Here is a 23717-nt window from a genome sequence, read left to right as displayed (position 1 = left end):
GGACTATCCGAACCGGACAATCCCGCCGACGACCGTTTTCAATGCCTTGGCCTTTACAAGTAAATGCGAATCGATAGCAAATAGATCGCTATCCCAGACCACAAAGTCCGCGAGAAAGCCAGCCGCGATCAGGCCGAGCTTCTTTTCGTTGAACCCGGCGAAGGCGCCTTCCTGCGTGTAACAGTGCATCGCCTGCGCGAGAGTGACCCGCTGTTCGGGGTGCCAGCCCTGCGGATTCTGCCCGTCGAGCGTCTCGCGATTGACCGCGGCGTCGAGCCCGGTGAGCGGATCGATCGGCGCGACCGGCCAGTCCGAGCCCATGCAGACATGGGCGCCCGAGCCGACGAGCGACCCATAGGCAAAGCTGGTTTTCAGCCGTTCCTCGCCGATGCGTCGCACCGCCCAGCGGCCGTCGTCGATCGCATGATAGGGCTGCACCGACGCGATGATGCCCTGTTCCCTGAAACGGCCGATCGCATGCGGTTTCATATGCTGCACATGCTCGATCCGAAAACGACGGTCGCGCGGGCCGCTGGCCTTTGCCACCGCCGCCATCGTGTCGAGCACGATATCGTTCGCTTCGTCGCCGATCGCGTGCGCCGTCACCTGCAGCCCGGCCTTGTCGGCGCCTTCGATCCAGCGGCGGAGATCGGCGGGGTCGGTGACGACGATGCCGCGCGTCGCCGGATCGTCGCTATAGGGTTCGTAGAAGCGCGCCGTTCGCGATCCCAGCGAACCGTCGAACACGACCTTGCACGCACCCCATTGCACCCAGTCGTCACCGCGCCCCTGTTCCGCGATGAGCGCAACCTGCGCCTCCCAATCCTTGAGCGGCAGATAATGGCGGAAGCGCAGCCCCGTCTCGCCGAGCGCGCGCAGCCGCCGGGTGGAATCGAAGCTGATCGTTTCGAGTTCGGTCGGATGGACCTGCGTCACGCCCTTGCTCAGCGCAAGTTCGATACCCTTGCGCGTCGCGGCGTCGATCTGCGTTTCGGAAGGCGCGCCGATCGCGCGGACGACCATATCCTTCGCGGCATCCTTGACGATGCCGGTCGGTTCGCCCTTGGCGTCGCGTTCGATCACACCGCCCGGCACATCGGGGGTGTTGCGGTCGATCCCCGCCAGCTTCAGCGCGAGCGAATTGAGCAGCAGCATGTGGAGGTCGTAGCGGATGACCGCGACAGGCGTGTCGGGGGTGACCGCGTCGATCCAGTCCCTGTGCGGCATCTCGCCGCCCCAGCGGTCCTGATCCCAGTTGCCACCCTCCAGCCATTGACCCTTGGGCAGCGCTTTCGCCGCCGCGGCGATGCGGGCGACGAATTCCTGCGGATTGGCGGCGTCGCGCAGCGAAGGCTGCGACAGCATCGTCGACGCGGTCACGAAATGGACGTGCGGGTCGATGAAGCCCGGCGTGACGAATGCGCCCGCAAGATCGATGATCTGCGTGCGCTTGCCGGTCCGGGCGCGCACCGCGTCGGCGCCGATCGCGGCGATCCGGTCGTCGATGATGCCGATCGCATCGGTGCGGGCTGTGGGGCCGGCCCCCGTCCACACTGTCGCGTTGATATAGGCGGCGTCGAGGTCACCCTCGGCGTGGGCGAAGGCGCGCGTAGCGGCCGCCGCAGCGGTGCCGCCGGCGAGGGCGAGGAGCGTGCGGCGGCCGAGCATCACTTGCCCGCCGGCTTATGCGGCGGATTCGCGGCGCGCCATGTGTCGAGCCTTGCGAGCCAGGCGGCGGCCGATAGTGGGCCATAGGTTTTCGAATCGGTGTGCTCGGCAACGAGTGCACGGATGTTGACGAAATAGGCGGGGCCGCTCGGCAGGCCGAGTTCCTTGCTCTTCTTTTCCATTGCCGCCGCCTGTTCGGGGGTCGGTTCGATGCCGGTCACCGGTTTGAACAGGATGACGTCGAAGTCGGCGCCATTTTCATGAAAGAAAAGCTGCGTCGGCGGGAAACCGCCGGCGGCGGCGACTTCGTCGGCGAGCGCGAGTTCGCGGATGAACTGTTCCTGCTTGCCCGGCGCCAGCTTGAAGATTTCGAACCACGCTTCGGGCCAGGGCGCGTCGGCGGCGGCCGGGGCTGCGGCGGGGGCCGGCGTTTGTTGCGCGACGGCGGAGAACGGCAGGGCCGCTGCGGCGATCGTCAAGGCAAATGCGTATTTCATGATATCTCCCTCCTGAACCGGCCATACGATCCGCTTCCGGGGTGGATCGCAAAACATCCAATAAGCGGGAGAGGGACGGGGCCAGTCGGAAAGACTATCCCGCCGCCTTGCGAAGCGCCGACAGGGCGGTGCGTGCTTCGTGCGCGTTGAGACTGGCGAAACCGATGCGCAGGCCGCGCGGCGCATCGTCGGTCGTCATGAAGGACCGCGATGAGGCGAAGCGAAGCCCCATCGCCGCGGCGCGCTCCTCCATCTTGTCGAGATCGGTGTTGACCTTGAGCCAGAAGGCAAGGCCGCCGTCGGGCAGGCGATATTCGGCGATGTCGCCCAGCGTACGGTCGATTTCGGCCGCGAAATTGGCGCGCCTCTTGGCGTAGATCTGGAGCACTTTGCGGCCGTGGCGGCGGAGTTCGCCGCTTTCGATCAGCTCGGCGGCGGCATCCTCGGTCAGCGCATTGCCCATGCCGTCGGTCAGCGACACGCGGTGCGCAATGGCCTCGACGACGGCGGGCGGCGCGGCGACATAGCCGATGCGCAGCGCGGGCAGCAGCAGCTTCGACATCGATCCCACATAGAGGACATGGCCGGGACCATAGGCCGCGAGCGGCAGCAATGGCTGCGATTCGAAGTGGAACTCGTGATCATAATCATCCTCGATGATCGCAAAGCCGAACTGGCGGGCGAGGTCGAGGAGACGCAGACGGCGTTCGGGACGCAGGGATACCGTGGTCGGGAACTGGTGGTGCGGGGTCACGAAGACCGCGCGCACCGCGTTGCGCCGGCAGGCATGCTCGACCGCCTCGATGTCGATGCCGTCCTCGTCGAGTCCCACCGGCACGATATTGGCGCCGAGCGCGCGGAACGCGGCGACCGCGGGTTCGTAGGTCAGTTTCTCGACAATCACCGAATCGCCGCGGCCGAGCAGGACCTGCGCCGCGAGAAATATGCCGTTCTGGCTGCCGCGCGTGATGCAGATATTTTCGGCGCTGACCGGCAGGCCGCGCTGGCTCCGCAGCATTGCGGCGATGGCTTCGCGCAGCGCCGGCGAGCCGCGCGGATCGCGATACTGGAAGCCATTGTCGCGCGACGCGCGGAGCGCCGCCAGCCGGTAGGCGCGCGCCAGCAGCTCGACGGGAAAGAGGCGGCCGTCGGGAGCGCCCTCGTCGACCTTGAGCCCCGGCCCGCCCGGCACCGCGAGCGACCGCTCGGGCGGCGCGGCAAAGCGATAGTCGATGACGGCGCTGCTCATCGTCGCTTCGGCCTCGCCATGGTGGCGGATGACCGGGTCGGGAAGCGAGGCGGCAACCATCGTGCCACGGGTGCCCGCCGAATCGAGCCATCCCTGCGCGATCAGATCCTCATAGGCGATCACCACCGTCTTGCGATTGACCCCCAAAGTCTGCGCCAGTTCGCGGCTGCTCGGCAGATAGGTGCCCGACGCCAGCCGGCCGCGCTCGATGTCGCGGATGACCGCCTGGATGATCTGCATATAGATGGGGACGTCGCGCGACGGATCGATCCGTTCGCCCAGGCTCACTTGTAAGGGACGCAGCATTGGACCTGTCTCACTGAAAAATTTTCGCGAACGATGGGGCCAAGTCTATCGCGATATTTTCCGGGCCGCAACCGTCACTGGTCCCCCGCACTTTTCGTTTTTGGTGCTTGCCGGAGTGCCAAGGCTGGGGAACAATCATCGTATCGGTGCCGGGACCGGTGTGCCCGCAGGCGGGCGACGATTTTCGGTTTCGCATGATTTTTCAGGGGGTATGGTGGGGCTCTTCGACACATTCGACAATGCCGACGTTCGCGCGCTGGTGGAGCAATATCCGCTCGCCTGGGTATGTGGCGGGCCGGCAGGCGCGGTCGAGGCAAGCCTGTTGCCGCTGGTCGGTGTCTTCGATGCGGACGGCCGGCTCGTCGAACTGGTCGGTCACCTGATGCGCTCCAATCCGCTTTTGCAGGCGCTTGAGGCCGACCCGCGCGCGACGATCCTGTTCAAGGGCCCCGACGCCTATGTCAGCCCCGAACATGCCGGGCTCAAAAATTGGGGTCCGACGTGGAATTATGCGCAGCTCAGGATCGGGGCGGAGGTCCGCTTCGATGCGGGGCTCACCGAATGGTCGCTCGAACTGCTCGTTGCCGCCATGGAATCGGGGCGTACCGAGCCGTGGGACGTCAGCGAGCTGGGCGAGCGATATGGCGCGATGCTGGGCCATATCATCGGCTTTCGGGCCTCGGTGACCTCGCTGTCGGGCAAGTTCAAGCTGGGGCAGGACGAAAAGCCGGAAACATTCGCGTCGATCGTGGCGATGCTGCCCGACGCACCGACGACGGCATGGATGCGGCGGTTCAACAAGGGGCGGGAATGATGAGGATGCGACAGCTCGGTCTCTCGGTCATGGTGGGCGCATTGCTGTTCGCAGCGCCGGCAGACGCACAGCGATCGGCGCCGCTCCCCTGGCAGGAGGATCCGTATCCGAGCCGCTATCAGGCCCCGGCTGCCAATGACATGCTGCTCCGCGGCGCGACGATCCTCGATGGCGCCGGGGGGCGCATCGATGGCGGCGACGTCCTTGTCCGCGGCGGCAAGGTCGCGGCGGTCGGCAAGCAATTGGTCAACCCCGGCGTGCCCGAGGTCGATGCCACGGGCCGCTGGATCACGCCCGGCGTGATCGACGTGCACAGCCATGACGGGACTTATGTTCTGCCACTGACCGAAATCGATCGCGAAGCCTCTGACGTCGCCGAAGTCGCGACGCCGAACAGCGCCGACACGTGGATCGAGACGGCGGTGAATGCACAGGACATGGCGTTCGACCGGGCGTTGGCGAGCGGGGTGACAACGCTCCAGATCCTGCCCGGATCGACGCCGATCTTCGCGGGCCATTCGGTCGTCGTGAAGCCGGTCCGCGCGCCGACGGTATGGGGTATGAAGGCGGCCGGCGGCGTTCAGGGCTTCAAGATGGCGTGCGGCGAGAATCCGAAGAGCTGGGGCGCCGACGACGACAATGAAGGGCCGACGAGCCGGCAGGGTGTCATCGCCTATATGCGGCAGCAATTCGCCGACGCGCAGCGCTACAAGCGCGCGGTCGAGCAGGCGCGCGCCGGGGCCGGGGCGATGCCGCCGCGCGATTTCAAGCTCGAGACGCTGGCCGGCATCCTTGCGGGCGACGTCCGCGTCAATCTCCATTGCTATCGGGCCGGCGATATCGCGGCGTCGCTGGGTGTCGCGAAGGAATTCGGTTTCCGCATCGGTGCGATCCACCATGCGACCGAAGCATACAAGATTCCCGGCCTGCTGCGCGAAGCGGGCACCTGCGCGGCGGTATGGGCCGACTGGTGGGGGTTCAAGGTCGAGGCGCAGGACGCGATCCGCGCCGAGGCGCCGCTGCTCGAACAGGCGGGGGTGTGCGTGATGATGCATTCGGACTCGCCCGCCGACGGCCAGCGGCTCAACGTCGCCGCAGCAAAGGCTGCCGCTGCCGGACGCCGCATCGGCGTCGACATCCCGCCCGAACGGATGATCAAATGGACGACCGGTAACCCTGCGAAGCTGCTCGGGCTCGACAAGCAGGTCGGCACCATCGCGCCGGGATTGCAGGCCGATCTGGTCGTCTGGTCGGGCGATCCGTTCAGCATCTACACCCACGCCGACCTTGTGCTGATCGGCGGCGCGGTGGCTTGGGATCGCGCGAAGCCGCCGGCGGGGCCGGTTTCGGACTTCGAACTCGGGCGTGGGGGAGTACGGCCGTGAAGACGCTCGCCAGCCTGATCGCGCTCGCCCTCGCCATGCCCGCCGCGGCGCAGACGCTCGCCGTCACCCATGCCGAGGCGTGGACGATGGAAGGCGATGCGCCGGTGAAGGACGCGACGATCGTCATCGAGAACGGCCGTATCGTCTCGGTCGCGGCGGGCGGCGCGGCGCCGGCAGACGCGCGCGTCATCGATGCGCGCGGCAAGCCGGTGACCCCCGGCCTCGTCAACGGCGCGACCCAGATCGGCCTCGTCGAGATCGCGGGCTCATCCGATACCGTCGACACGAGTTCGGCCGACGACCGCAATCCGGGTTATGACGTCAGCCGCGCGCTCAACGGCAATTCGACGCTGGTCAGCCTCGCGCGCGCCGACGGTCTGACCCGCGCGCTCGTCTATCCGTCGCCATCGCGGCGCGCGCCGTTCAACGGCGAACCCGCCTTCGCGCGGCTTCGCGACGGCGTCGATATCCTCGATGTCGCCAACGTCGGAGTCTATACGGTGATCGGTGGCGGCGCATGGGACCGGATCGGTTCGCGCGGCGCGCAGTGGGACAGTCTTCGCAAGGCCCTCACCGAGGCGAAACGCGGTGCCGATGGCCCTTCCGCCGCCGAAGGCAAGAAGGATCGCAAGCGCCCATCGCCGCCGCCGCACGGCGGACCCGGCGGACGTCGTGGCGGCGAGGAACTGCTGGCGGCGGTCTTGCGCGGCGAGGTGCCGCTGGCGATCCAGACGCATCGCGAATCCGACATCCGTCAGGCGGCGGCGCTCGCCGGGGATTTCGGTATCCGCGTCATCATCGTCGGCGGGGCAGAGGCATGGCGCGTCGCCGACCAGCTCGCTGCCGCCAAGGTGGCGGTGATCGTCGACCCGCAGGTCAACCTGCCGTTCAATTTCGACCAGCTCGGTGCGCGGCAGGACAATGCGGCGCTGCTCGCCAAGGCGGGCGTCATGGTCGCGGTGGGACAGGCCGGCGGCGTCATTCATACCAATTACAATGCCGGCATGGGGCTGCGCGAGGGGGCGGGGATCGCGGTCGCCAACGGCTTGCCCTATGCCGAGGCTTTGAAGGCCGTCACCGTCAACCCGCTCGCCATCTGGGGCCGCGGCGGCGGCACGCTGACGCCGGGCGCCGACGCCGATCTGGTGATCTGGGACGGCGACCCGCTCGAGCCCTCGACCAACGCGCTCTCGGTGATCGTCGAGGGTCGCGAGACGGCGATCCGGTCGCGGCAGGACCAACTCGCCGAGCGTTATCGGGAGGTTCGCTGATGACGGTGCTCCTTATCGGTTGCGGACGCATGGGCGGCGCGATGGCGCGCGGCTGGGTCGGCAGTCGCCGCGTGCTCGTCCACGATCCGCTCGCCGCCGACCTGCCCGACGGAGCCGAGCGCGTCGCATCGCTCGCCGATATCGTGGTCGATGGACCGCTGTCGGTCGTTCTTGCGATCAAGCCGCAGGCGTTCGATGCGGTTGCCGACGCGCTACGGCCGCTCGCCGAGCGCGGCGCGCTTTTTCTCTCGATCATGGCGGGGATCACACTTCAGCGACTGGAAACGGCGCTCGGCACCGGCCGCGTCGTGCGGGCGATGCCGAACACGCCGGCCGCGATCGGCAGAGGAATCAGCGCGGCCGTACCGGGACCCGATTTGCGGGTCGAAGATCGGGGGGCGATCGATAGCTTGCTCGCGCCTGCGGGCACGGTCGTCTGGCTCGACGAGGAAGCGCTCATCGACGCCGTGACCGCCGTGTCGGGCAGCGGCCCCGCCTATTTCTTCCGGTTCACCGAAGCGCTTGCGGCCGCCGGAGCCGCGGCGGGCTTGCCGGCTCCGCTCGCGATGGAATTTGCGCGCGCCACTTTTACCGGTGCGGCGGCGCTCGCCGAAGCCGACGGGTCCTCGCTCGCGGCACTGCGCGAACAGGTGACGAGCCCCGGCGGCACGACCGCGGCGGGACTGGCGCAGATGGATGCGGAGGGCACAATCGATCTGCTGCTGCGTGCTGTCGTCGACGCGGCGGCGGCGCGGTCGCGCGAACTTGCCGGCTGAAAAACGGCCGGGTGATGGCCGGACCGACCAGCGCGGTCTGCTCTGTCTTTGGTGATTTCTGGAAAATGGAGACTTTCCGATGAAACCGGTTCTTTCTGTCTTTGCTGCTGCGCTGCTCGTCGCCGCACCGGGCTTTGCGCAGGAGGCCGGGCCGGAGCTTCCCTATGCGATGACCAGCAGCGTTACCTTGCCCAGCACCGACACCGGTTGGGATTATGTGAAGTTCGAACCGGGCAGCGCGCGCCTGTTCATGGGGCGGCTGGGCGACGGGCTGACCGTTTACGACGTCGATCGCGGACAGCCGATCAAGACGATGGAAAATTCACGCGGGGCCAACGGGCCGGTGCTGCTTCCCAAATATAACCGCGGCTATGTCGCGATGGACGATGGTTCGCTGCTGAGCTTCGACCTCAAGACGCTGACGGTCATCGCGCGCACCAAGCTCGCGAGCGACGGCGGGCTCAACAGTGGCTCGCTCGACCCCGCGACGGGCCGCCTGCACGTCATCACCGGCACCCGGCCCAGCGAAGCGACCTGGTTCAGCATCGATGCCGCAACCGGCAAGCTGCTCGCGACGACGCGTTTCCCGTTCCGCAAGATGGACGACCCGGCGGCGGATGGCAAAGGGCACCTCTATGCGCCGGCGCGCCTCGACGGGATCGTGCTCAAGCTCGATTCGCGCACGCTTGCGGAACAGGCGCGCTGGGATGTCGGCTGCAACGTGTCGAAGATGAAATATCTGGCCGCGACCGATCGGCTGCTCGGCGCCTGCACCGGCGACAAGCCCGCCGTTTTCCTGATGGATCCAGTGAGCGGTAAAATCCTGTCACGGGTGACGATCGGCAAGGGGCTCGACGCGCTCGCCTATGACGACGAACGCGAACGGATCGTCAGCAGCAATTACGAGGGATCGATGACCGTGATCCAGCGCGAAGGGCCGGACAGCCTGCGCCTCGTCGCGACCGTCCGCACGGCCTATGGCGCGCGGATGATGGACATGGATCACCGCACCGGGCGGCTCTATCTCGTCAACGCGGATTCGACCGATTTCCCCGGCAAGGGCGATGAAGAAGAGGTGACGCGCTATCATCCGGACAGCTTCCGGGTGGAAACGTGGCAGCCGAATTGAGGCGGGGAGAGGAGGCGTTATGAAGCAGATGGTTCGGGGGCTGTGCGGACTGGTGTCAGCGCTGGCGCTGGCGGTTCCGCTGTTGCACGCCGACGAAGGGGGTGGCCTGCCGATGCAGCCCGCCCGCACGCTCGACTATGAAGTGTCGAGCGGGACCTTCATGTCGCTCGCCGTCTCGCCCGATGGCAGGACGATCCTCTTCGATATGCTCGGCGAAATCTATGCGATGCCGATCAAGGGCGGCCGCGCGGTGCCGGTCGCGACCGGCATGGCGTTCGAAGTGCAGCCGACCTTCTCGCCCGACGGCAAATGGATCGCCTATGTCAGCGACCGGTCGGGCGGCGACAATGTCTGGATCGCGCGAACCGACGGCAGCGGCGCGCGGCGGATCAGCACCGGCGACGAGGGCGAGGTGCGCACCTCGCCCGAATGGAGCGCCGACGGCAAGTCGGTCTATGTCAGCCGCTATCGCATCCGCATCGATCGTTACGAACTCTGGCGTCATCCGGTCGACGGATCGCCCGGCGAAATCGTCGCGCCTGCGAAGCCCGCCGAGGATGCGCCGCGTTCGGCGTGGCAAAGCACGCTCGGCGCCTCGGCGTCGCGCGACGGCAAATATCTCTATTATGCGCGGCAGACCGGCGATCTTTCCTTCGACGGACCCGTGTCGTGGACGGTTGTCCGTCGCGAGATTGCTACCGGCGCCGAAACGACCGTGATCGAGAGCTCGGGTGGACGCGAAGCCGGCGGCGAAACCTTTTTCCGCCCGGCAATCTCGCCCGACGGCAAGCTGCTTGCCTATGCGACGCGGCAAATGGCGCGGACGAACCTGCGCGTCCGCGAACTGGCGACCGGCATCGATCGCGATTTGGGGCCGGCGCCGCTCGACCTGATGAACGGCGCGGCGTGGCTCGATCTTATCCCGCGCTATGCCTTCACCCCCGACAGCAAGGCGATCCTGATCGCCTATGAAGGCAAGATCGAGCGCCGGCCGGTCGACGGCTCGGCCGCATCGCGCATTCCGTTCACCGCGCGGCTCCAACTGGCAGTCGGACCGACGACGCGGATCGCCTTTCGCGAGGAAACCGGCGCGGTCCGCGCGAAACTGCCGCAGGGAACCGCGCCGTCACCCGATGGCGCGCGCGTCGCCTTTGCCGCGCTTGGCAGCCTCTATGTCCAGCCGCTGGATGGCGGCAAGGCGTTGCGCCTGCCGATCAGCGGCGATCCGGCGTCGCTGCCGGCATGGAGCCCCGACGGCGAGCGCCTGACCTATGTGACGTGGAGCGAGACGGCGGGCGGCGCGATCTGGACGATCGCTGCCGATGGATCGGGGGAAGCCGCAAAGATCAGCGACATCGCCGCCTTCTATACGCATCCCGCCTTCACCCCCGACGGCGGGTCGATTCTCGCAGTGCGCTCGCCTGCCGCGGCGCGCCAGCATACGAGTTTCGAGTTCGGGACGATACGGCCTGCCGAACTGGTCGCCCTTCCGGCGCGTGGCGGGACCGCGCGCGTCGTGGCATCGGGACAGCTCGGCGGTCGCCCCCATTTCGTCGACGGTCAGGACGGCACCGCCTTTCTGCTCGGCGACACCGGCCTCGTCGCCATCGATCTGGCTTCGGGCGCCCGGCGTTCCGTCGCATCGGTGAAAGGACAGGGCTATTATTTCACCGACCAGCTCGCCGCCGCCGATGACATTCGTATCAGCCCCGACGGCAAGTGGCTCGCCGCCCAGACCAGCGAACAGCTCTACGTGATGCCCGTGCCGCCGTCCGAGGGCGGCGCGATCGATTTGACGGCGCCCGGCAACCCGGCGCGCAAGGTCACCGCGATGGGCGCCGACTTCTTCGATTGGCGCCGCGACGGCAGCCTGCTCTGGTCGGTCGGCAATTATGTCGAGATCTTGCCCGGGCCCGGCGCCACGGCGGCGCCCAAGGACCGGATCGAACTGGTCGCCGAACTGCCGCGGGCGCGGCCCACGGGTCGCTTGCTGCTCCGCGGTGCGCGCGCGCTCACCATGGCGGGCGGCGACCGGATGATCGACGACGCCGATATCCTGATCGAGGGCGACCGCATCGCGGCGATCGGGCCGCGCGGCAGCTTTGCGGTTCCCGCCGGAACCCCGACCCGCGAGCTCGGCGGCCAGACGGTGGGCCCCGGCTTCATCGACGACCATGACCATATCGGCGGCGTTCGCCGCAACGTCATCGGCTATGACGAATGGGGGCTGCGGGCGCGGCTGGCCTTCGGCGTCACGACCTCCTTCGATCCCTCGACGCTGGGCATCGACCAGATCGCCTATCAGGATCTGATCGATACCGGGCTGGTCGTGGGACCGCGGCTCCGCTCCACGGGGCCGGCGCTCTTCTCGAAGGAGCGTTTCACCTCGCTCGATCAGGTGCGCGACGTGCTGCGCCGCTATCGCGACGCCTGGGGGCTGCGCAACATCAAGCAGTATCGCGGGGAGAGCCGGACGGTGCGTCAGTGGATCGCGATCGCCGCCCGCGAACTCGGCCTGCTGCCGACGACCGAGGGCAGCCTCAATCCCAAGCTGATGCTGACCCAGGCCATCGACGGTTACGCCGGCAACGAGCATGCGCTGCCGATCTCGCCGTTCCAGGAGGATGTGCTGACCCTCTACCGGCTGATGCGGACGAGCTATGTCGCGACTTTGCTCATCGACACCAACGGGCCGTCGGCGCGCCATTATTTTGTCGCCAAATACGACCCGGCGCTCGATGCCAAGGTCAAGCGCTTCTGGTCGCCACCGGCGATCGCGCACAAGCTGGCGCATCGCGAATGGAGCTCGCTCGATGCCTCGCGCCTGCCGGCGCTGGCGGCGGACGCGGCGCGGCTCGCCGAAAGCGGCGCCTTGGTGGGGATAGGGTCGCACGGCGACGATCCCGGCATCGGCTATCATTACGAGCTCGAAGCCCATGCGCTAGGCGGCATGAAGCCGATGGCAGTCCTCCATGCCGCGACCGCGGGCGCGGCGGAGACGATCGGCCGCCTCGGCGACATGGGGACGCTCGAACCGGGCAAATATGCCGACCTCGTCGTCTTCGAACGCGATCCGCTGGCCGACATCCGCAACACACGGTCGGTCAAGCTGGTGATGCGCGGCGGGCAATTGTTCGACGCCGATACGCTCGACGAACTGTGGCCCGAAGCGCGCAAGTCGCCGCCGAGCTGGTTCGCGGGCGAGCAGCGTCCAAGCCAGTGGTTGCCGGTGGCGGAAGGGAAATAGGGCGATGATCGATCCGGAAATCCAGGCCTTTCTCGATGAAATGAAGCGGCGCTGGGCGGAGCACCCGCCCTTCGGCGGGCTCGGCTTTCCCGAACAGCGCGCCGTGTCCGAAAAGGTGCGGGCGCGCTGGACCGAGGGCGGCCCGGCGATGGCCGAAACCGTCGAACGGACTTTCGATCCCGGTGCGGGCGAACTCCGTATCCGCGTCTATCGCCCCGCAGGCGCCGCGACGCCCGCCCCGGCGCTCGTTTATCTGCACGGCGGCGGCTTCACGCTGTTTTCGATCGATACGCACGACCGGCTGATGCGCGAATATGCGGCGGCGGGCGAGTTCGCGGTGATCGGCGTCGATTATCCGCTGTCGCCCGAACATAAATATCCCGTCGCGCTCGACCGCATCGAGGCGCTGATCCTCTGGCTCAAGGCACATGGCGGCGAGCTTGGCGTCGATGCGGCGCGGCTCGCGCTGGGCGGCGACAGCGCGGGCGCCAATCTTTCCTTCGCGGCGACGCTTCGCCTTCGCGAGCGCGGCGAAGGCGGCCTCGTGCGGGCGATCCTCGCCAATTACGGCTATTTCACGCCCGAGGTCTCCGATCGCGCCGAGGAACGCTTCGGCGGTCCGGGTTCGATCATGGATCGCGCCGAGGCGCAGAGCTATTACGTCAATTACCTCGCCGACTGGGACGCGGGCCAGCGCGATCCCTTCGCCTGTCCGATCCATGCCGACCTTGCCGGTCTGCCGCCCGTGTTCCTCGTGATCCCCGAATGCGACCTGCTGACCGAACAGTCGCTGGCGATGGAAGCGCGGCTCGAGCAGGCGGGCGTCGCGGCGATGGCGAAAATCTATGCCGGAGCGACGCACAGCTTCCTCGAGGCGATGTCGGTCGCGGCGGTGGCGCGCGAAGCGATCCGCGACGGCGCCACCTTCATTCGCGACCGGCTGGGCTGATTTGCCCATCGGCATTCGAAGGTTGCACCGTCGCCGTTTCGTGGACGGGAAACGCTTTATCGCGTAGCGGCGATGTCGGAGCCCATGGACCAGGATGACGCCGATATGAACTTTGCCTCGCCCGGTTTCCCGCGCGATCCGGGCGCGCGTCCCGCCTCGCTATGACCCACAAGCATCTCATTGCGGCCATCGAGACCGGCGGCACCAAGCTGCTCTATCGGCTGGCCGACGCCGAAGGCGCGGTGATCGGGGAAGGGCGGTTCGATACCGCGACGCCCGACGCCTCGGTTGCCCTGCTGGCCGGCGCGGTTCGCCAGGCGATGTCCCCCGGCGCGGCGCTCGCTGCGGTCGGGGTGGCGAGTTTCGGCCCGATCGTCGTCGATCCGGCGAGCCCGGGCTACGGCCGGATGCTCGCCACCACCAAGGCCGGCTGGTCGGGCTATGACCTCCGCGGCGCAATCGCCGCCGAACTTGGCGCGCCCGTGCTGGTCGACAGCGACGTCAATGCGGCGGCGCTCGCCGAGCAGCAGGTCGGCGCCGGGCGTGGCCAGCGGCTTGTCGCTTATGTGACGGTCGGCACCGGTATCGGGGGTGGGCTGTCGATTGCAGGCGAAACGCTCAAGGGTAACCCGCATCCCGAAATCGGGCATATCCGGATGGTTCGCCGTCCGGGCGATCGTTTCGCAAGCGGCTGCCCCTTCCATGCCGATTGCGCCGAAGGGCTGGTTGCGGGGCCCGCGATCCGGCGCCGGCTGGGCGATATCGCCGATCTTGCCGATGCGCCCGACGTGCTGGCGCTGACCGCCGATTATCTCGCCCAGCTTTGCGCGACGCTGACGCTCGCCTGGTCGCCCGATCGCATCGTACTGGGTGGCGGCGTGCTTGGCGCCCACGGCCTTATCGATGCCGTCCGCATCGAATTGCAGGCGCAACTCGGCACCTATGGCGCCGCCGCCGACATCGATCCGGCGACCTATCTGGTGCCGGCGGCGCTCGCCGACGCGGGGCTGGAGGGCGCGATGCTGATGGCGCGGGCGACAGCGGGCAAATAGGCCGCAACGCCGCCGCACGCCAACCTTGGTACGCGGTCGTTGACACGCGTTTCTCGGCCCGCCTATATGGTTTCAATTGAAACTAAATAGGCGACTGACATGACGGATGCAGCCGATCGCCACGCGATCGACGAGACCCATGACGCCCGGCGGACGAGTTGGGTGCCGGGCGCCGACGGCCACCCGGACTTCCCGGTCCAGAACCTGCCTTACGGCATTTTCTCGCCACAGGGCGGCGTTGCGCGCGCGGGGGTGGCGATCGGCGATCAGATTCTCGATCTCGCGGCAGTCGCGGCGATGCTGCCCCCCGATGTCGTCCCGGCGTGCGGCGGGAATAGGCTGAACGCTCTGTTCGCGCTGCCGCGCGCGATGCGGGTGACGCTTCGCCAGCGGCTGTCGGAACTGCTGTCCGACGAGCAATATCGTGCCGCCGTTGAACCGGCGCTGCATCCGGCGGACGACTGCGAACTGCACCTGCCTGCGACGATCGGCGACTACACCGATTTCTATGTCGGCATCCATCATGCGACCAATGTCGGCACCCTGTTCCGTCCCGACAATCCGCTGCTGCCCAATTACAAGCATGTGCCGATCGGCTACCACGGTCGCGCCTCGTCGGTCCGGCCTTCTGGCGTGCCGGTGGTGCGGCCGGTCGGCCAGCACAAGGCGCCCGATGCGGCGGAACCCGCTTTCGGACCGTCGCAGCGGCTCGACTACGAACTCGAGCTGGGGGTGTGGATCGGCGCAAGCAATGCGCTCGGCACGACGATCCCGATCGCTTCGGCGGCCGAGCATATCGCGGGCTTCTGTCTGCTCAACGACTGGTCGGCGCGCGATTTCCAGGCTTGGGAATATCAGCCGCTCGGCCCCTTCCTCGCCAAGAATTTCCAGACCACGATCTCGCCGTGGGTGGTGACGGCGGAGGCGCTGGCGCCGTTCCGCTGCGCGCAGCCCGCGCGCCGCGCGGGCGATCCGCGGCCGCTGCCCTATCTGTGGGACGAGGCCGATCAGGCGGGCGGGGCGCTCGACCTCGAACTCGAAGTCTCGTTGCTGACCGGGGCGATGCGCGCCGCTGGTCTGGCGCCGCACCGGCTGAGCTGCGGGCCGGCGTCGAACATGTACTGGACGGTCGCGCAGATGGTCGCGCATCATGCTTCGGGCGGCTGCAACCTCAACCCCGGCGACCTGCTCGGCACCGGGACGATCTCGGCCCCCGACAGGGACGGGTTCGGCAGCCTGCTCGAGATCACGCGCGGCGGCAGCGATCCGGTCGCGCTCCCGAACGGCGAAACGCGGCGCTTTGTCGAAGACGGCGACGAGATATTGCTGTCGGCGCGCGCGCGCAAGGACGGCTATGCCCCGATCGGTTTCGGCAGTTGCCGCGCGGTGGTGCTGCCGGCGGTCGGCTGACAAGCGGCACCGCGCGGCCGGTCAGAGCGGGTGTTGCATTCGGCCGGCGGCGATAAAATATAGGCCGAATGACAACGCAGAACTTCTATCACCTGTTCGAAACCGCGGCGGGGTTCGTCGCGCTCGGCTGGAACGATAAGGGGATTTCGGCGCTTCGCCTGCCCGCCGCCAGAGCGGGCGAGGCAGAGCGGGCGCTGCTCCGCCGCCTGCCCGGCGCGTTGCGGTCCGCGCCGCCGCCGCCGGTCCAAGCCATCGTCGACGCGGTGCGACGCTATTTCGCCGGAGAGAAGGTCGACTTCGCTGCCGTGCCGGTCGATATGGGCGAGCAGGAGCCCTTTTTCCGGCAGGTTTACGCCCGTGTCCGCGATCTCGGGTGGGGTGAGACGACCACCTATGGCGCCATCGCAAAGGCGCTGGGCGCCGGGCCCGAATTTGCGCGCGACGTCGGACAGGCGATGGCGAGCAACCCGATTCCGCTGATCGTTCCCTGCCACCGCGTGACCGGCGCCGGCGGCAAGATCGGCGGCTTTTCCGCGCCCGGCGGATCGCTGTCGAAAGCACGGATGCTCGAACTTGAAGGGGTGACGGTCGCGCCGCCGGCACCCGCGAAAAAGTCGCCGCGCGGTCAGGACGATGCTCAGACCGGTTTCGACTTCTCATAACCGGCGATGCGCGTATCAGCCCGGCCGATCGCCGTTACGGCCTGGTGGAAAATCCCGGGCCAAGGTCCCTTGCCATCGCGGGGCCGCGCGTGCGAGGGACGCGCTCGCAAATCGGCAAGAGACGCGAGAGGGCAAGGATGATGCGATTCGACGTTGTGATCGTTGGTGCTGGGCATGGCGGGGCGCAGGTAGCGGTGATGCTGCGGACGCAGAAGTTCGAAGGCAGCATTGCGATCATCGGCGACGAGCCCGAGCTTCCCTATGAGCGCCCGCCCTTGTCGAAGGAATATTTCGCGGGCGAGAAAGAATTCGAACGCATCCAGCTCCGCCCTGCCAAATATTGGGACGAGCGCGAGGTGACGATGCTGCTCGGCAAGCGCGTCGTGTCGGTCGATCCGGTCGGCCATAGTGTTACGACCGACGGCGGCGAGACGATCGGTTACGGCAAGCTCGTCTGGGCTACCGGCGGCGCTCCGCGCATGCTGCCGATCCCGGGCGGCGACCTTCCCGGCGTGCAGGGCGTGCGGACCCGCGCTGATGCCGATGCGATGAAGGCGGCGTCGGAGACTGCGGGCCAGATCGTGGTGATCGGCGGCGGCTATATCGGGCTTGAGGCGGCGGCGGTGCTGACCAAGGCGGGCAAGAAGGTCGTGCTGCTCGAAGCGCTCGACCGGGTGCTGGCGCGCGTCGCGGGCGAGGAATTGTCGCGCTTCTATGAAAAGGAACATCGCGAGCATGGCGTCGACCTGCGGCTCGGCGTCTCGGTCGCGGCGATCGAGGGCGAGACCCGGGTCACCGGGGTGCGGCTGGCGGACGGCGAGGTCATCCCCGCCGACCTCGTCATCGTCGGCATCGGCATCGTCCCCGCGGTCGAACCGCTGGTCGCGGCGGGTGCCGAGGGCGGCAACGGCGTGCTCGTCGACGGGCTGTGCAAGACGAGCCTGCCCGACATCTATGCGATCGGCGACTGCGCGGCGCATGAGAATCATTTTGCCGAGGGCGCCTGCATCCGGCTCGAATCGGTGCAGAATGCCAACGATCAGGCGAATGTCGTCGCCAAGGGCATCGTCGGCGACGAAGCACCCTATCACGCCATCCCGTGGTTCTGGTCGAACCAATATGACCTCAAGCTCCAGACCGCGGGGCTGTCGACCGGGCATGATCAGGCGGTGCTCCGCGGCGACCCCGCGACGCGCAGCTTCTCGGTCGTCTATCTCAAGGCCGGCAAGGTCATCGCGATCGACTGCGTCAACGCGACCAAGGATTATGTCCAGGGCCGCATGATCGTCACCGCCGGGCTCCGCGCCACCGCAGAACAGCTTGCCGACGCCGAAACGCCGCTCAAGGAGCTGTTGCCGGCCTGACGCCTACCAGTTGACCGTCAGGCCGACCGTTCCGCCCAGCCGCCGGCTGCGCGGGCCGTCGGCGTTGACCGCATAATCGCCCTTCAGGTGGATGCCGACATTCTGTCCGAGGCGGGCGACCAGCCCCGCGCCGCCCTCGAACTCGGTACGGCCGAGATCGGTGCGGATCGGGTCGGTGCCGAAGCGGGTCGTCTGTCGTCCCGACAGGCCGTGGCGCAAACTGGCATGAAGATAGGGTTGGAAACGGCTGTTCCCGCTTGCAAAGTCGCCGTGCAGGCGTAGCCCGAAGCGTCCCGTCAGCGTATCGTCCGACGCGAAATCGATCGTCGAAAACATGTCGGCGCGATCGTCGAGCGACACTTTCTGCCAGACGATCTGCGCCTGTGGTTCGAGCGTCCAGCGCCCCGATAACGCCAGCGGATAGCCGGCTTCGAGCGACGCGGCCCAGCCGGTGCCGTCGATGTCGATGGCAAGGCCGCTGTCGGCGGACGCCTCGCCGTCGAACCAGCTATGCATGACGACGGCGTCGACATACCAGCCGTTCGCGCCGCTCAGCGTCGCATAACCGCCGAAGCTGGTGCTCCGGGTGTCGATCCGGCCGACGGTCAGGTCGTTCCAGCCGAGCGACCGGCCGCGCGTCGTGCCGTCCATCTCGGCGCGGCCGATGAAAATGCCGGCGCGGATGTTCGTGGTTTCGGCATCGCCCTGGCCGAACAGGTCCTGCCCGATCTGGAATCCCTTGAGATCGCCGTCGAACGACGGCGCGACATCGCCCTGCCATTTGAGTTCGCTGTCCTCGCCGAGGATGCGGCCCCATGTCGCGGGGAGCAATGTGCCGCCGCGCAGCAGTGCCTGCTCGCCGCGGCGCGCGTGGAAGGTGCCGAGCGCCGCGGTCGCCAGATAATGCGCGACGGGTACGGCAACGACATAGGCGGGAGCCTCGGGGCGATAGAGCGGCACGACCTCGGCGATCACCGGCGTCGCGCCGGGAGTCGGCGGCGGGGTCGGCGTATCGGGCACCGGAACCGGGGCGGGCTCGGTCGGCGGTGCCGGGGGTGGTGCCGGCGGCTCGGGTTCGGGCGCGGGCGGCGGGGCGGGCTCTTCGGGCGGTGCCGGATCGTCGATGACCACCGGCGGTGACGGGTCGACCGGGTCGGGATCGGCCGGGGTCGGCTCGGGGGGCAAGGGTGGCAGGGGCGGCGCAGGGGGAGGCGGCGGCGCCGGCGGTTCGGGCGCCACCGGGGGAGGCGGCGGCGGCGCGGGTTCGAGCGGTGGCGGGGCGGGCGCGGGCTGCGGCGGCGGCGTTGCGGCGGGCGGCGTGACCAGCGTCGAACGCAGATACCAGTTTTCCTCGCTGTCGGCCGAAACGCCGCCGCGGAACAGATAATATTCGAACGCGCCGACCGCGACGCGGTGATTGAGCGCGAAGGCGCCGCTTGCCGTGGTCGCGCCGTTCAGCGTCTCGACGATCAATATGCCGTCCTGCGCCGTCGCGGCGCCGGCTCCTCCGGCATTCAGCACCGTTACCCCGGTCGTTCCCGAAGCCGAGCCGCCATCGATCACCAGCTTGTCCGACAGCGAAGCATCGTCGCCGAGCACCGTGTCGATGAGCAGCAGTCCGCCATTGCCCACATAGTCGCCGGCGATGGTGAAGCTGTCGCCCGGCAGGTTGCCGCCGTTGGTCAGATCGATGCGGCCGGCGTTGATCACGGTCGCGCGCTGGCCGGCGGTGAAGGCAATAACGCCGCCCTGCGCGCCGCCGCCGAAGATCGTGCTCGACGCGTCGATCCGCAGGGTGCCGGTACCGGTGCCCGCATCGCCGAGGGTCAGGACATCGCCGAAGGTCAATTCGGTGTCGTTGACGGCATCGATCGTCTCCCATCCGGTGAAGCGTGCGACATCGTCCGTCGTGACATTGTCGAAAGTCAGCGCGTCGGTGCCGTCGCCGCCGCCGACAGCCGGCGTCGCGCCGATGTTCGCGGCGGTGAGATTTGCGAGGCGGGCGCTGTCGTCGTCGTCGCCAAGGTCGATGGCGCCGTGGATGACGCCGCCTCCGTCCCACACGAAGCTGTCGGTGCCGCTGCTCATCCGGACCTCGCCGCCGACCGAACCGCCGGTGACCGTGAGGCTGTCGGTGCCGCCCGAAACGCTGATATTGCCCCCGATCGTTCCGCCCGACAGGATGATCGTGTCGTTGCCGAAACCGGTGACGAGGTTGCGATCGATCGTGCCGCCCGACATGTCGAACAGATTGTCGGCGAGTTTCATGTTCACGCGGCCGATGCGCCCGCCCGTCATCACGGCGCTGTCGCCGTCGTCGAACGCATCGACGATGCGGCCCCCAGACATGAAGAAGCTGTCGAGCGCGCCGCCCTGGTTCAGCGACCCGATCTCGCCGCCCGTCATCCGGAAGTCGTCGAGCCCTTCGCCCTGCTGGACATTGCCGGTGACCGTGCCTGCCGTAATCTCGAAGCGGTCGTCGCCATTGCCCTGATCGACCATGCCGCGGATTTCGCCCGATCCCATGACGACGGTGTCGGTGCCCGCGCCGAAGGTCACGTTGCCGTCGATAATTCCGGTCCCGCCGGACGGGAGGTCGAGCCGGTTGTTGCCGCCGGGATCGGTAAGGCCGCCCGGCGTGGTGCCGCTGTCGCAGACATAACTGTCGTCACCGGGGGTCGGCACGAGGTCGCATTGCGCGAAAGCCGGTGCCGCCTGTCCAAGCGCGAGCGCCATCGCCGACGAAAGGAGCAGCCGCCGGCGGGTTTGCGAGGACGGCGCCGCGCCGAATGCGCGACAGGATGCGGGGGTTTTCGATTTCCGAGGCATAGGCTTCCCTTCGTGCGGGGCGCAGCCTGGTCCCTGTTTTCCGCAAACGTTCGGCGGAAAAATGCGCGGTTTGCAAATAGCTGCCTATGCCGCAGTGGTTGCCAAATCGCTAATCCGGGGCGCTGGTGCCGGCCTGCGGCAATTCACCTGCCGCAGATGCAGGCGCATCGCCGAGCGCCTTTTTCAGCGTCGCCTTGATGTTGCGGAGCAGGCGGCGCAGCGCGATGATCACCACGACGGCGGCGACCGCCATGACGATGGCGATCGCGATCGCCAGCGGCGGGAAGGCGATGGCGAGCGCCAGCAGGCCTCCGGTCGCGACATCCTCGCCCGTCGAAACCACGGCGTTGCTATAGGGTTCGGGGCTGACGTTGACGACCGCCCGCGTCGTCGCCTTGGCGCCGTGGCTGAGCAGGGCACCGCCGCCGCCGAGCAGGAAGGCGACGACCTGCCACGCCGGGTCGGAGGAGTCGACGAGCGCCAGCGCCAGCAGCGCGCCGCCGAGCGGGCGGATGACGCTGTGCACCGTATCCCACGCCGAATCGACCCACGCGATCTTGTCGGCGGTAAATTCCGCGACCGTGCCGATCGCCGCGACGCCGAGCACCCACGGATTGGCGAGCACCTTGAGCGCCGCGAGATGTTCGGGAAGCGGCAGCCAGCCGAAATGCATCGCGATGCCCGTCGCCAGGATGGTGAGGTAGAGCCGCCAGCCGGCCAGCAGACTGAGACTGCCCGCAACGCCCAAAATCTCGACAATCCCCACGGCCGTGCTCCCGGTTCTTGCAGCAATCCGGCATCTTGCACCGGTGGGCGGGTCGCTGCAATGGCCGGATGACAAGCCGCCGCGGGCCAGTTATCGCCATGGGCATGACCGATACAGCTTCATCGCCCGGCGCCGTCGCGGGCCTTCCCGACGGGGCAATCCCTGCGGCGACTCTCGTCATCATGCGCCCCTCCGAAGACGGCGGGCCCGACGAAATCCTGATGGTAAAGCGGTCGAGCAACATGGCCTTCGCGGCGGGCGCCGTCGTATTTCCCGGCGGGCGGGTCGACCCCGACGACTATCTCGTCGCGCGCCGGCACGGCTTTGCCGACGATGAGGCCGATGGCGCGGCGCGCGTCGCGGCGCTCCGCGAGACACTGGAGGAAACGGGGCTCGCGGTCGGTTGGCCGGGACTGGCCGAGGCAGATGTGGCGGGCGTGCGGCAGGCGCTGCTCAGCGACGTCCTGCTGTCCGACATATTGGCGGAACGCGGCGAGCGACTCGTGCTGGACGCGCTGGTGCCCTTTGCGCGCTGGTGCCCCAATTTCAAGGAAGCGCGGACCTTCGACACGCGTTTCTATGCGGTGGCGGCGCCGTTGCACGGCCACGAGCTCACCGTCGAGGAGGCCGAGCACAGCCATATTTTCTGGGCCAGCGCGAAGCACACGCTGGCGATGGCCGACAACGGCGAGGTGTCGGTGATCTTCCCGACCCGCCGTAATCTGGAGAAATTGTCACAAGCAGATGATTTCGAAGGGTTTTCATCCTATTCCCGGCAATTTCCGGTCGAACTCGTCACGCCGTGGCTCGAGGAACGGGGAGGAGAGACCCATCTCTGCATACCCGGTCATCTCGGCTACCCGGTGACCAGCGAAAGCTTCGAACGCGTGCGGCGGGGGTAAAATTTGATCTGGGTCAATTTTTCGCCAATTTTGCAGTTTTCTAGTCGTCGATAAGTGAGGCAAAATATATTGCAATTGCGAATACCAAACCCTAAGACGGCTGCGCAGAAGCAGATCGGGGACGATTCTCTGGTGTGATTCGAGAAGACAAAGTTCCAGTGGACGGAGAATAAGATGAACCTGCTGAAGAAAGCCGCTGTCTCCCTTGCGGCGACATCGATGATCGTTGCGCCGGTTGCGGCATCGGCTGCGCCCGCCCTCGACGGCGCCCGCGCGACGTCGGTTGTCAGCGACCAGAACGAGATGGAAGGCAATGGCTGGCTTCTCGGTCTGCTGGCGCTGGTTGCTTTCGGCCTGGGCGTCTATTTCCTGGTCGACAACAACAACGACTCGCCGACCAGCCCGTAAGCTTCGGCTGAGCTAAAGATACCAAAGGGCTCCGAGCATTTGCTCGGGGCCTTTTGTGCGTCCGGTGAAGTCGAAAAGGTGCCGGCTGGCGCCGGAGGCGCGAAGCCTGGTTCTCGATGAGCCTACTATAACGTGATGGCGCGCACGCTGCGCGATCGCGCCAGCGGGATCGCTTGCCTTGCCCGGACGACCGCGTCCTTTTCGATCGGCGCCAGCGCCAGATCGAAACCCGGATTGGCCGCCGTTCCGTTTCTTGCATCGGCGATGACGGCACCCCACGGATCGACGGCAAGGCTGTGGCCATAGGTTGCCCGCCCGTCGGCGTGCGTGCCGTTCTGCGCCGCCGCCAGGAGATGGCAACCCGTTTCGATGGCGCGGGCGCGGAGCAGGACATGCCAATGTGCCTCGCCGGTCGATACGGTGAAGGCGGCCGGGACAGCGATGATATCGGCACCCTGGTCGACGAGGGCGCGATAAAGTTCGGGGAAGCGGACATCGTAACAGATGCTGAGGCCGAGCCGTCCGAGCGGCGTGTCGACAACCGTTATCGCGTCGCCGCCGGCATAGGCCGCCGATTCGGTCCAGTTCTCGCCCGACGGCAGCGTGACGTCGAACATGTGGATCTTGTCGTAGCGGGCACGGATGCTGCCGTCGGCGGCAATGATATGGCTGCGGTTGACGCGGCGCTCGCCATCGTCGGCGAGCAGCGGCATCGACCCCGAATGCAGCCAGAGCCCGTGCCGCCGCGCCATCTCCTGTAGCGCTGCGGGCCACGGACTGTCGGCTTCGCGCAGGATATGCGCCGCCGAACGCGCGCGGTCGCGATCGAGCAGCAGCGACATTTCGGGCAGGAAGGCCATGGCGGCGCCGCGCGCGGCGGCTTCGGCCATCGCGCGATCGATCGTCGCGAGGTTGGCGTCCGGATCGATGCCGCTGGTCATCTGGATCAGCGCCGCGACGGGTGAGGGAGAGATGTTGTCCATCGCGTCTGGCTAGTCTGCTGGCGCAGGCAGGACAAGAGGCGCGCGGGGGC

General features: G+C 67.5%; 19 protein-coding genes. 13 read left to right on the top strand and 6 right to left on the bottom strand.

The window, feature by feature from the left end; translation table 11 throughout:
- Positions 1–3: 3 nt before the first annotated feature.
- The 3 genes from V6U71_RS14720 to V6U71_RS14710 form a co-directional block, all read right to left on the bottom strand.
- A complete protein-coding gene (locus V6U71_RS14720; RefSeq protein ID WP_411339156.1) occupies positions 4–1668 on the bottom strand; it encodes an amidohydrolase in 1665 nt (554 codons plus the stop codon).
- Positions 1668–2165, bottom strand: a complete 498-nt coding sequence (locus V6U71_RS14715) for a hypothetical protein (protein ID WP_411339155.1) — start codon at positions 2163–2165, stop codon at positions 1668–1670. Before V6U71_RS14715 ends, V6U71_RS14720 begins: the two co-directional genes overlap by 1 nt.
- Positions 2166–2259: 94 nt before the next feature.
- Positions 2260–3702, bottom strand: a complete 1443-nt coding sequence (locus tag V6U71_RS14710; protein ID WP_411339154.1) for a PLP-dependent aminotransferase family protein — start codon at positions 3700–3702, stop codon at positions 2260–2262.
- 229 nt (positions 3703–3931) lie between these two features.
- Here V6U71_RS14710 and V6U71_RS14705 point away from each other — a divergent pair, with 229 nt between their 5' ends.
- From V6U71_RS14705 to V6U71_RS14655, 11 genes are all read left to right on the top strand, one after another.
- On the top strand, positions 3932–4534 hold the full coding sequence (locus tag V6U71_RS14705) for an FMN-binding negative transcriptional regulator (RefSeq protein WP_411339153.1): 603 nt from the start codon (positions 3932–3934) through the stop codon (positions 4532–4534).
- Between the two features lie 5 nt (positions 4535–4539).
- Complete coding sequence (locus V6U71_RS14700; protein WP_411339152.1) at positions 4540–5919, top strand: amidohydrolase family protein; 1380 nt, start codon at positions 4540–4542, stop codon at positions 5917–5919.
- Positions 5916–7190 (top strand): amidohydrolase family protein, encoded by a 1275-nt coding sequence (locus V6U71_RS14695; RefSeq protein ID WP_411339151.1) that lies wholly within the window; start codon positions 5916–5918, stop codon positions 7188–7190. The genes V6U71_RS14700 and V6U71_RS14695 overlap by 4 nt, the downstream gene beginning before the upstream one ends.
- Positions 7190–7966, top strand: a complete 777-nt coding sequence (gene proC / locus V6U71_RS14690; RefSeq protein WP_411339150.1) for a pyrroline-5-carboxylate reductase — start codon at positions 7190–7192, stop codon at positions 7964–7966. Before V6U71_RS14695 ends, proC begins: the two co-directional genes overlap by 1 nt.
- A gap of 79 nt (positions 7967–8045) precedes the next feature.
- Positions 8046–9095 (top strand): YncE family protein, encoded by a 1050-nt coding sequence (locus V6U71_RS14685; RefSeq protein ID WP_411339149.1) that lies wholly within the window; start codon positions 8046–8048, stop codon positions 9093–9095.
- Between the two features lie 19 nt (positions 9096–9114).
- Positions 9115–12342, top strand: a complete 3228-nt coding sequence (locus V6U71_RS14680; protein ID WP_411339148.1) for an amidohydrolase family protein — start codon at positions 9115–9117, stop codon at positions 12340–12342.
- 4 nt (positions 12343–12346) lie between these two features.
- Entirely contained in the window at positions 12347–13291 is a 945-nt protein-coding gene (locus tag V6U71_RS14675; protein ID WP_411339147.1) for an alpha/beta hydrolase fold domain-containing protein, read from the top strand.
- Positions 13292–13452: 161 nt separating this feature from the next.
- The gene (locus tag V6U71_RS14670) at positions 13453–14343 is read left to right on the top strand and encodes an ROK family protein (protein ID WP_411339146.1); all 891 of its coding nucleotides are present in this window, start codon (positions 13453–13455) and stop codon (positions 14341–14343) included.
- A 99-nt stretch (positions 14344–14442) separates the two neighbouring features.
- Positions 14443–15753 carry a fumarylacetoacetase gene (fahA, locus tag V6U71_RS14665; protein ID WP_411339145.1) on the top strand — a complete coding sequence of 437 codons (1311 nt, stop codon included), beginning with the start codon at positions 14443–14445 and terminating at the stop codon, positions 15751–15753.
- A 68-nt stretch (positions 15754–15821) separates the two neighbouring features.
- Positions 15822–16415, top strand: coding sequence for a methylated-DNA--[protein]-cysteine S-methyltransferase (locus V6U71_RS14660; protein ID WP_411339144.1), 594 nt, complete (start codon positions 15822–15824; stop codon positions 16413–16415).
- A gap of 137 nt (positions 16416–16552) precedes the next feature.
- The gene (locus tag V6U71_RS14655) at positions 16553–17779 is read left to right on the top strand and encodes an NAD(P)/FAD-dependent oxidoreductase (RefSeq protein WP_411339143.1); all 1227 of its coding nucleotides are present in this window, start codon (positions 16553–16555) and stop codon (positions 17777–17779) included.
- Positions 17780–17782: 3 nt separating this feature from the next.
- Here V6U71_RS14655 and V6U71_RS14650 read toward each other — a convergent pair whose 3' ends face one another.
- Together V6U71_RS14650 and V6U71_RS14645 are read right to left on the bottom strand one after the other, a co-directional pair.
- Positions 17783–20515, bottom strand: coding sequence for an autotransporter outer membrane beta-barrel domain-containing protein (locus tag V6U71_RS14650; protein ID WP_411339142.1), 2733 nt, complete (start codon positions 20513–20515; stop codon positions 17783–17785).
- Between the two features lie 202 nt (positions 20516–20717).
- Positions 20718–21374: a DUF4126 domain-containing protein gene (locus tag V6U71_RS14645; protein WP_411339141.1), complete on the bottom strand. Its 657-nt coding sequence runs from the start codon at positions 21372–21374 to the stop codon at positions 20718–20720.
- Positions 21375–21478: 104 nt separating this feature from the next.
- Here V6U71_RS14645 and V6U71_RS14640 point away from each other — a divergent pair, with 104 nt between their 5' ends.
- On the top strand, positions 21479–22276 hold the full coding sequence (locus V6U71_RS14640; protein WP_411339140.1) for an NUDIX hydrolase: 798 nt from the start codon (positions 21479–21481) through the stop codon (positions 22274–22276).
- Positions 22277–22450: 174 nt separating this feature from the next.
- The gene (locus tag V6U71_RS14635; RefSeq protein ID WP_054587033.1) at positions 22451–22684 is read left to right on the top strand and encodes a hypothetical protein; all 234 of its coding nucleotides are present in this window, start codon (positions 22451–22453) and stop codon (positions 22682–22684) included.
- Between the two features lie 125 nt (positions 22685–22809).
- On the opposite strand, the gene V6U71_RS14630 is transcribed toward V6U71_RS14635, so the two are convergent.
- Positions 22810–23667 (bottom strand): carbon-nitrogen hydrolase family protein, encoded by an 858-nt coding sequence (locus V6U71_RS14630; protein WP_411339139.1) that lies wholly within the window; start codon positions 23665–23667, stop codon positions 22810–22812.
- Positions 23668–23717 lie beyond the last annotated feature (50 nt).

The organism is Sphingopyxis sp. J-6, from assembly GCF_046603995.1.
Classification (GTDB): Bacteria; Pseudomonadota; Alphaproteobacteria; order Sphingomonadales; family Sphingomonadaceae; genus Sphingopyxis.
The sequence above is the reverse complement of the archived record's forward strand: the minus strand, read 5'-3'. Positions and strand labels throughout refer to the sequence as shown.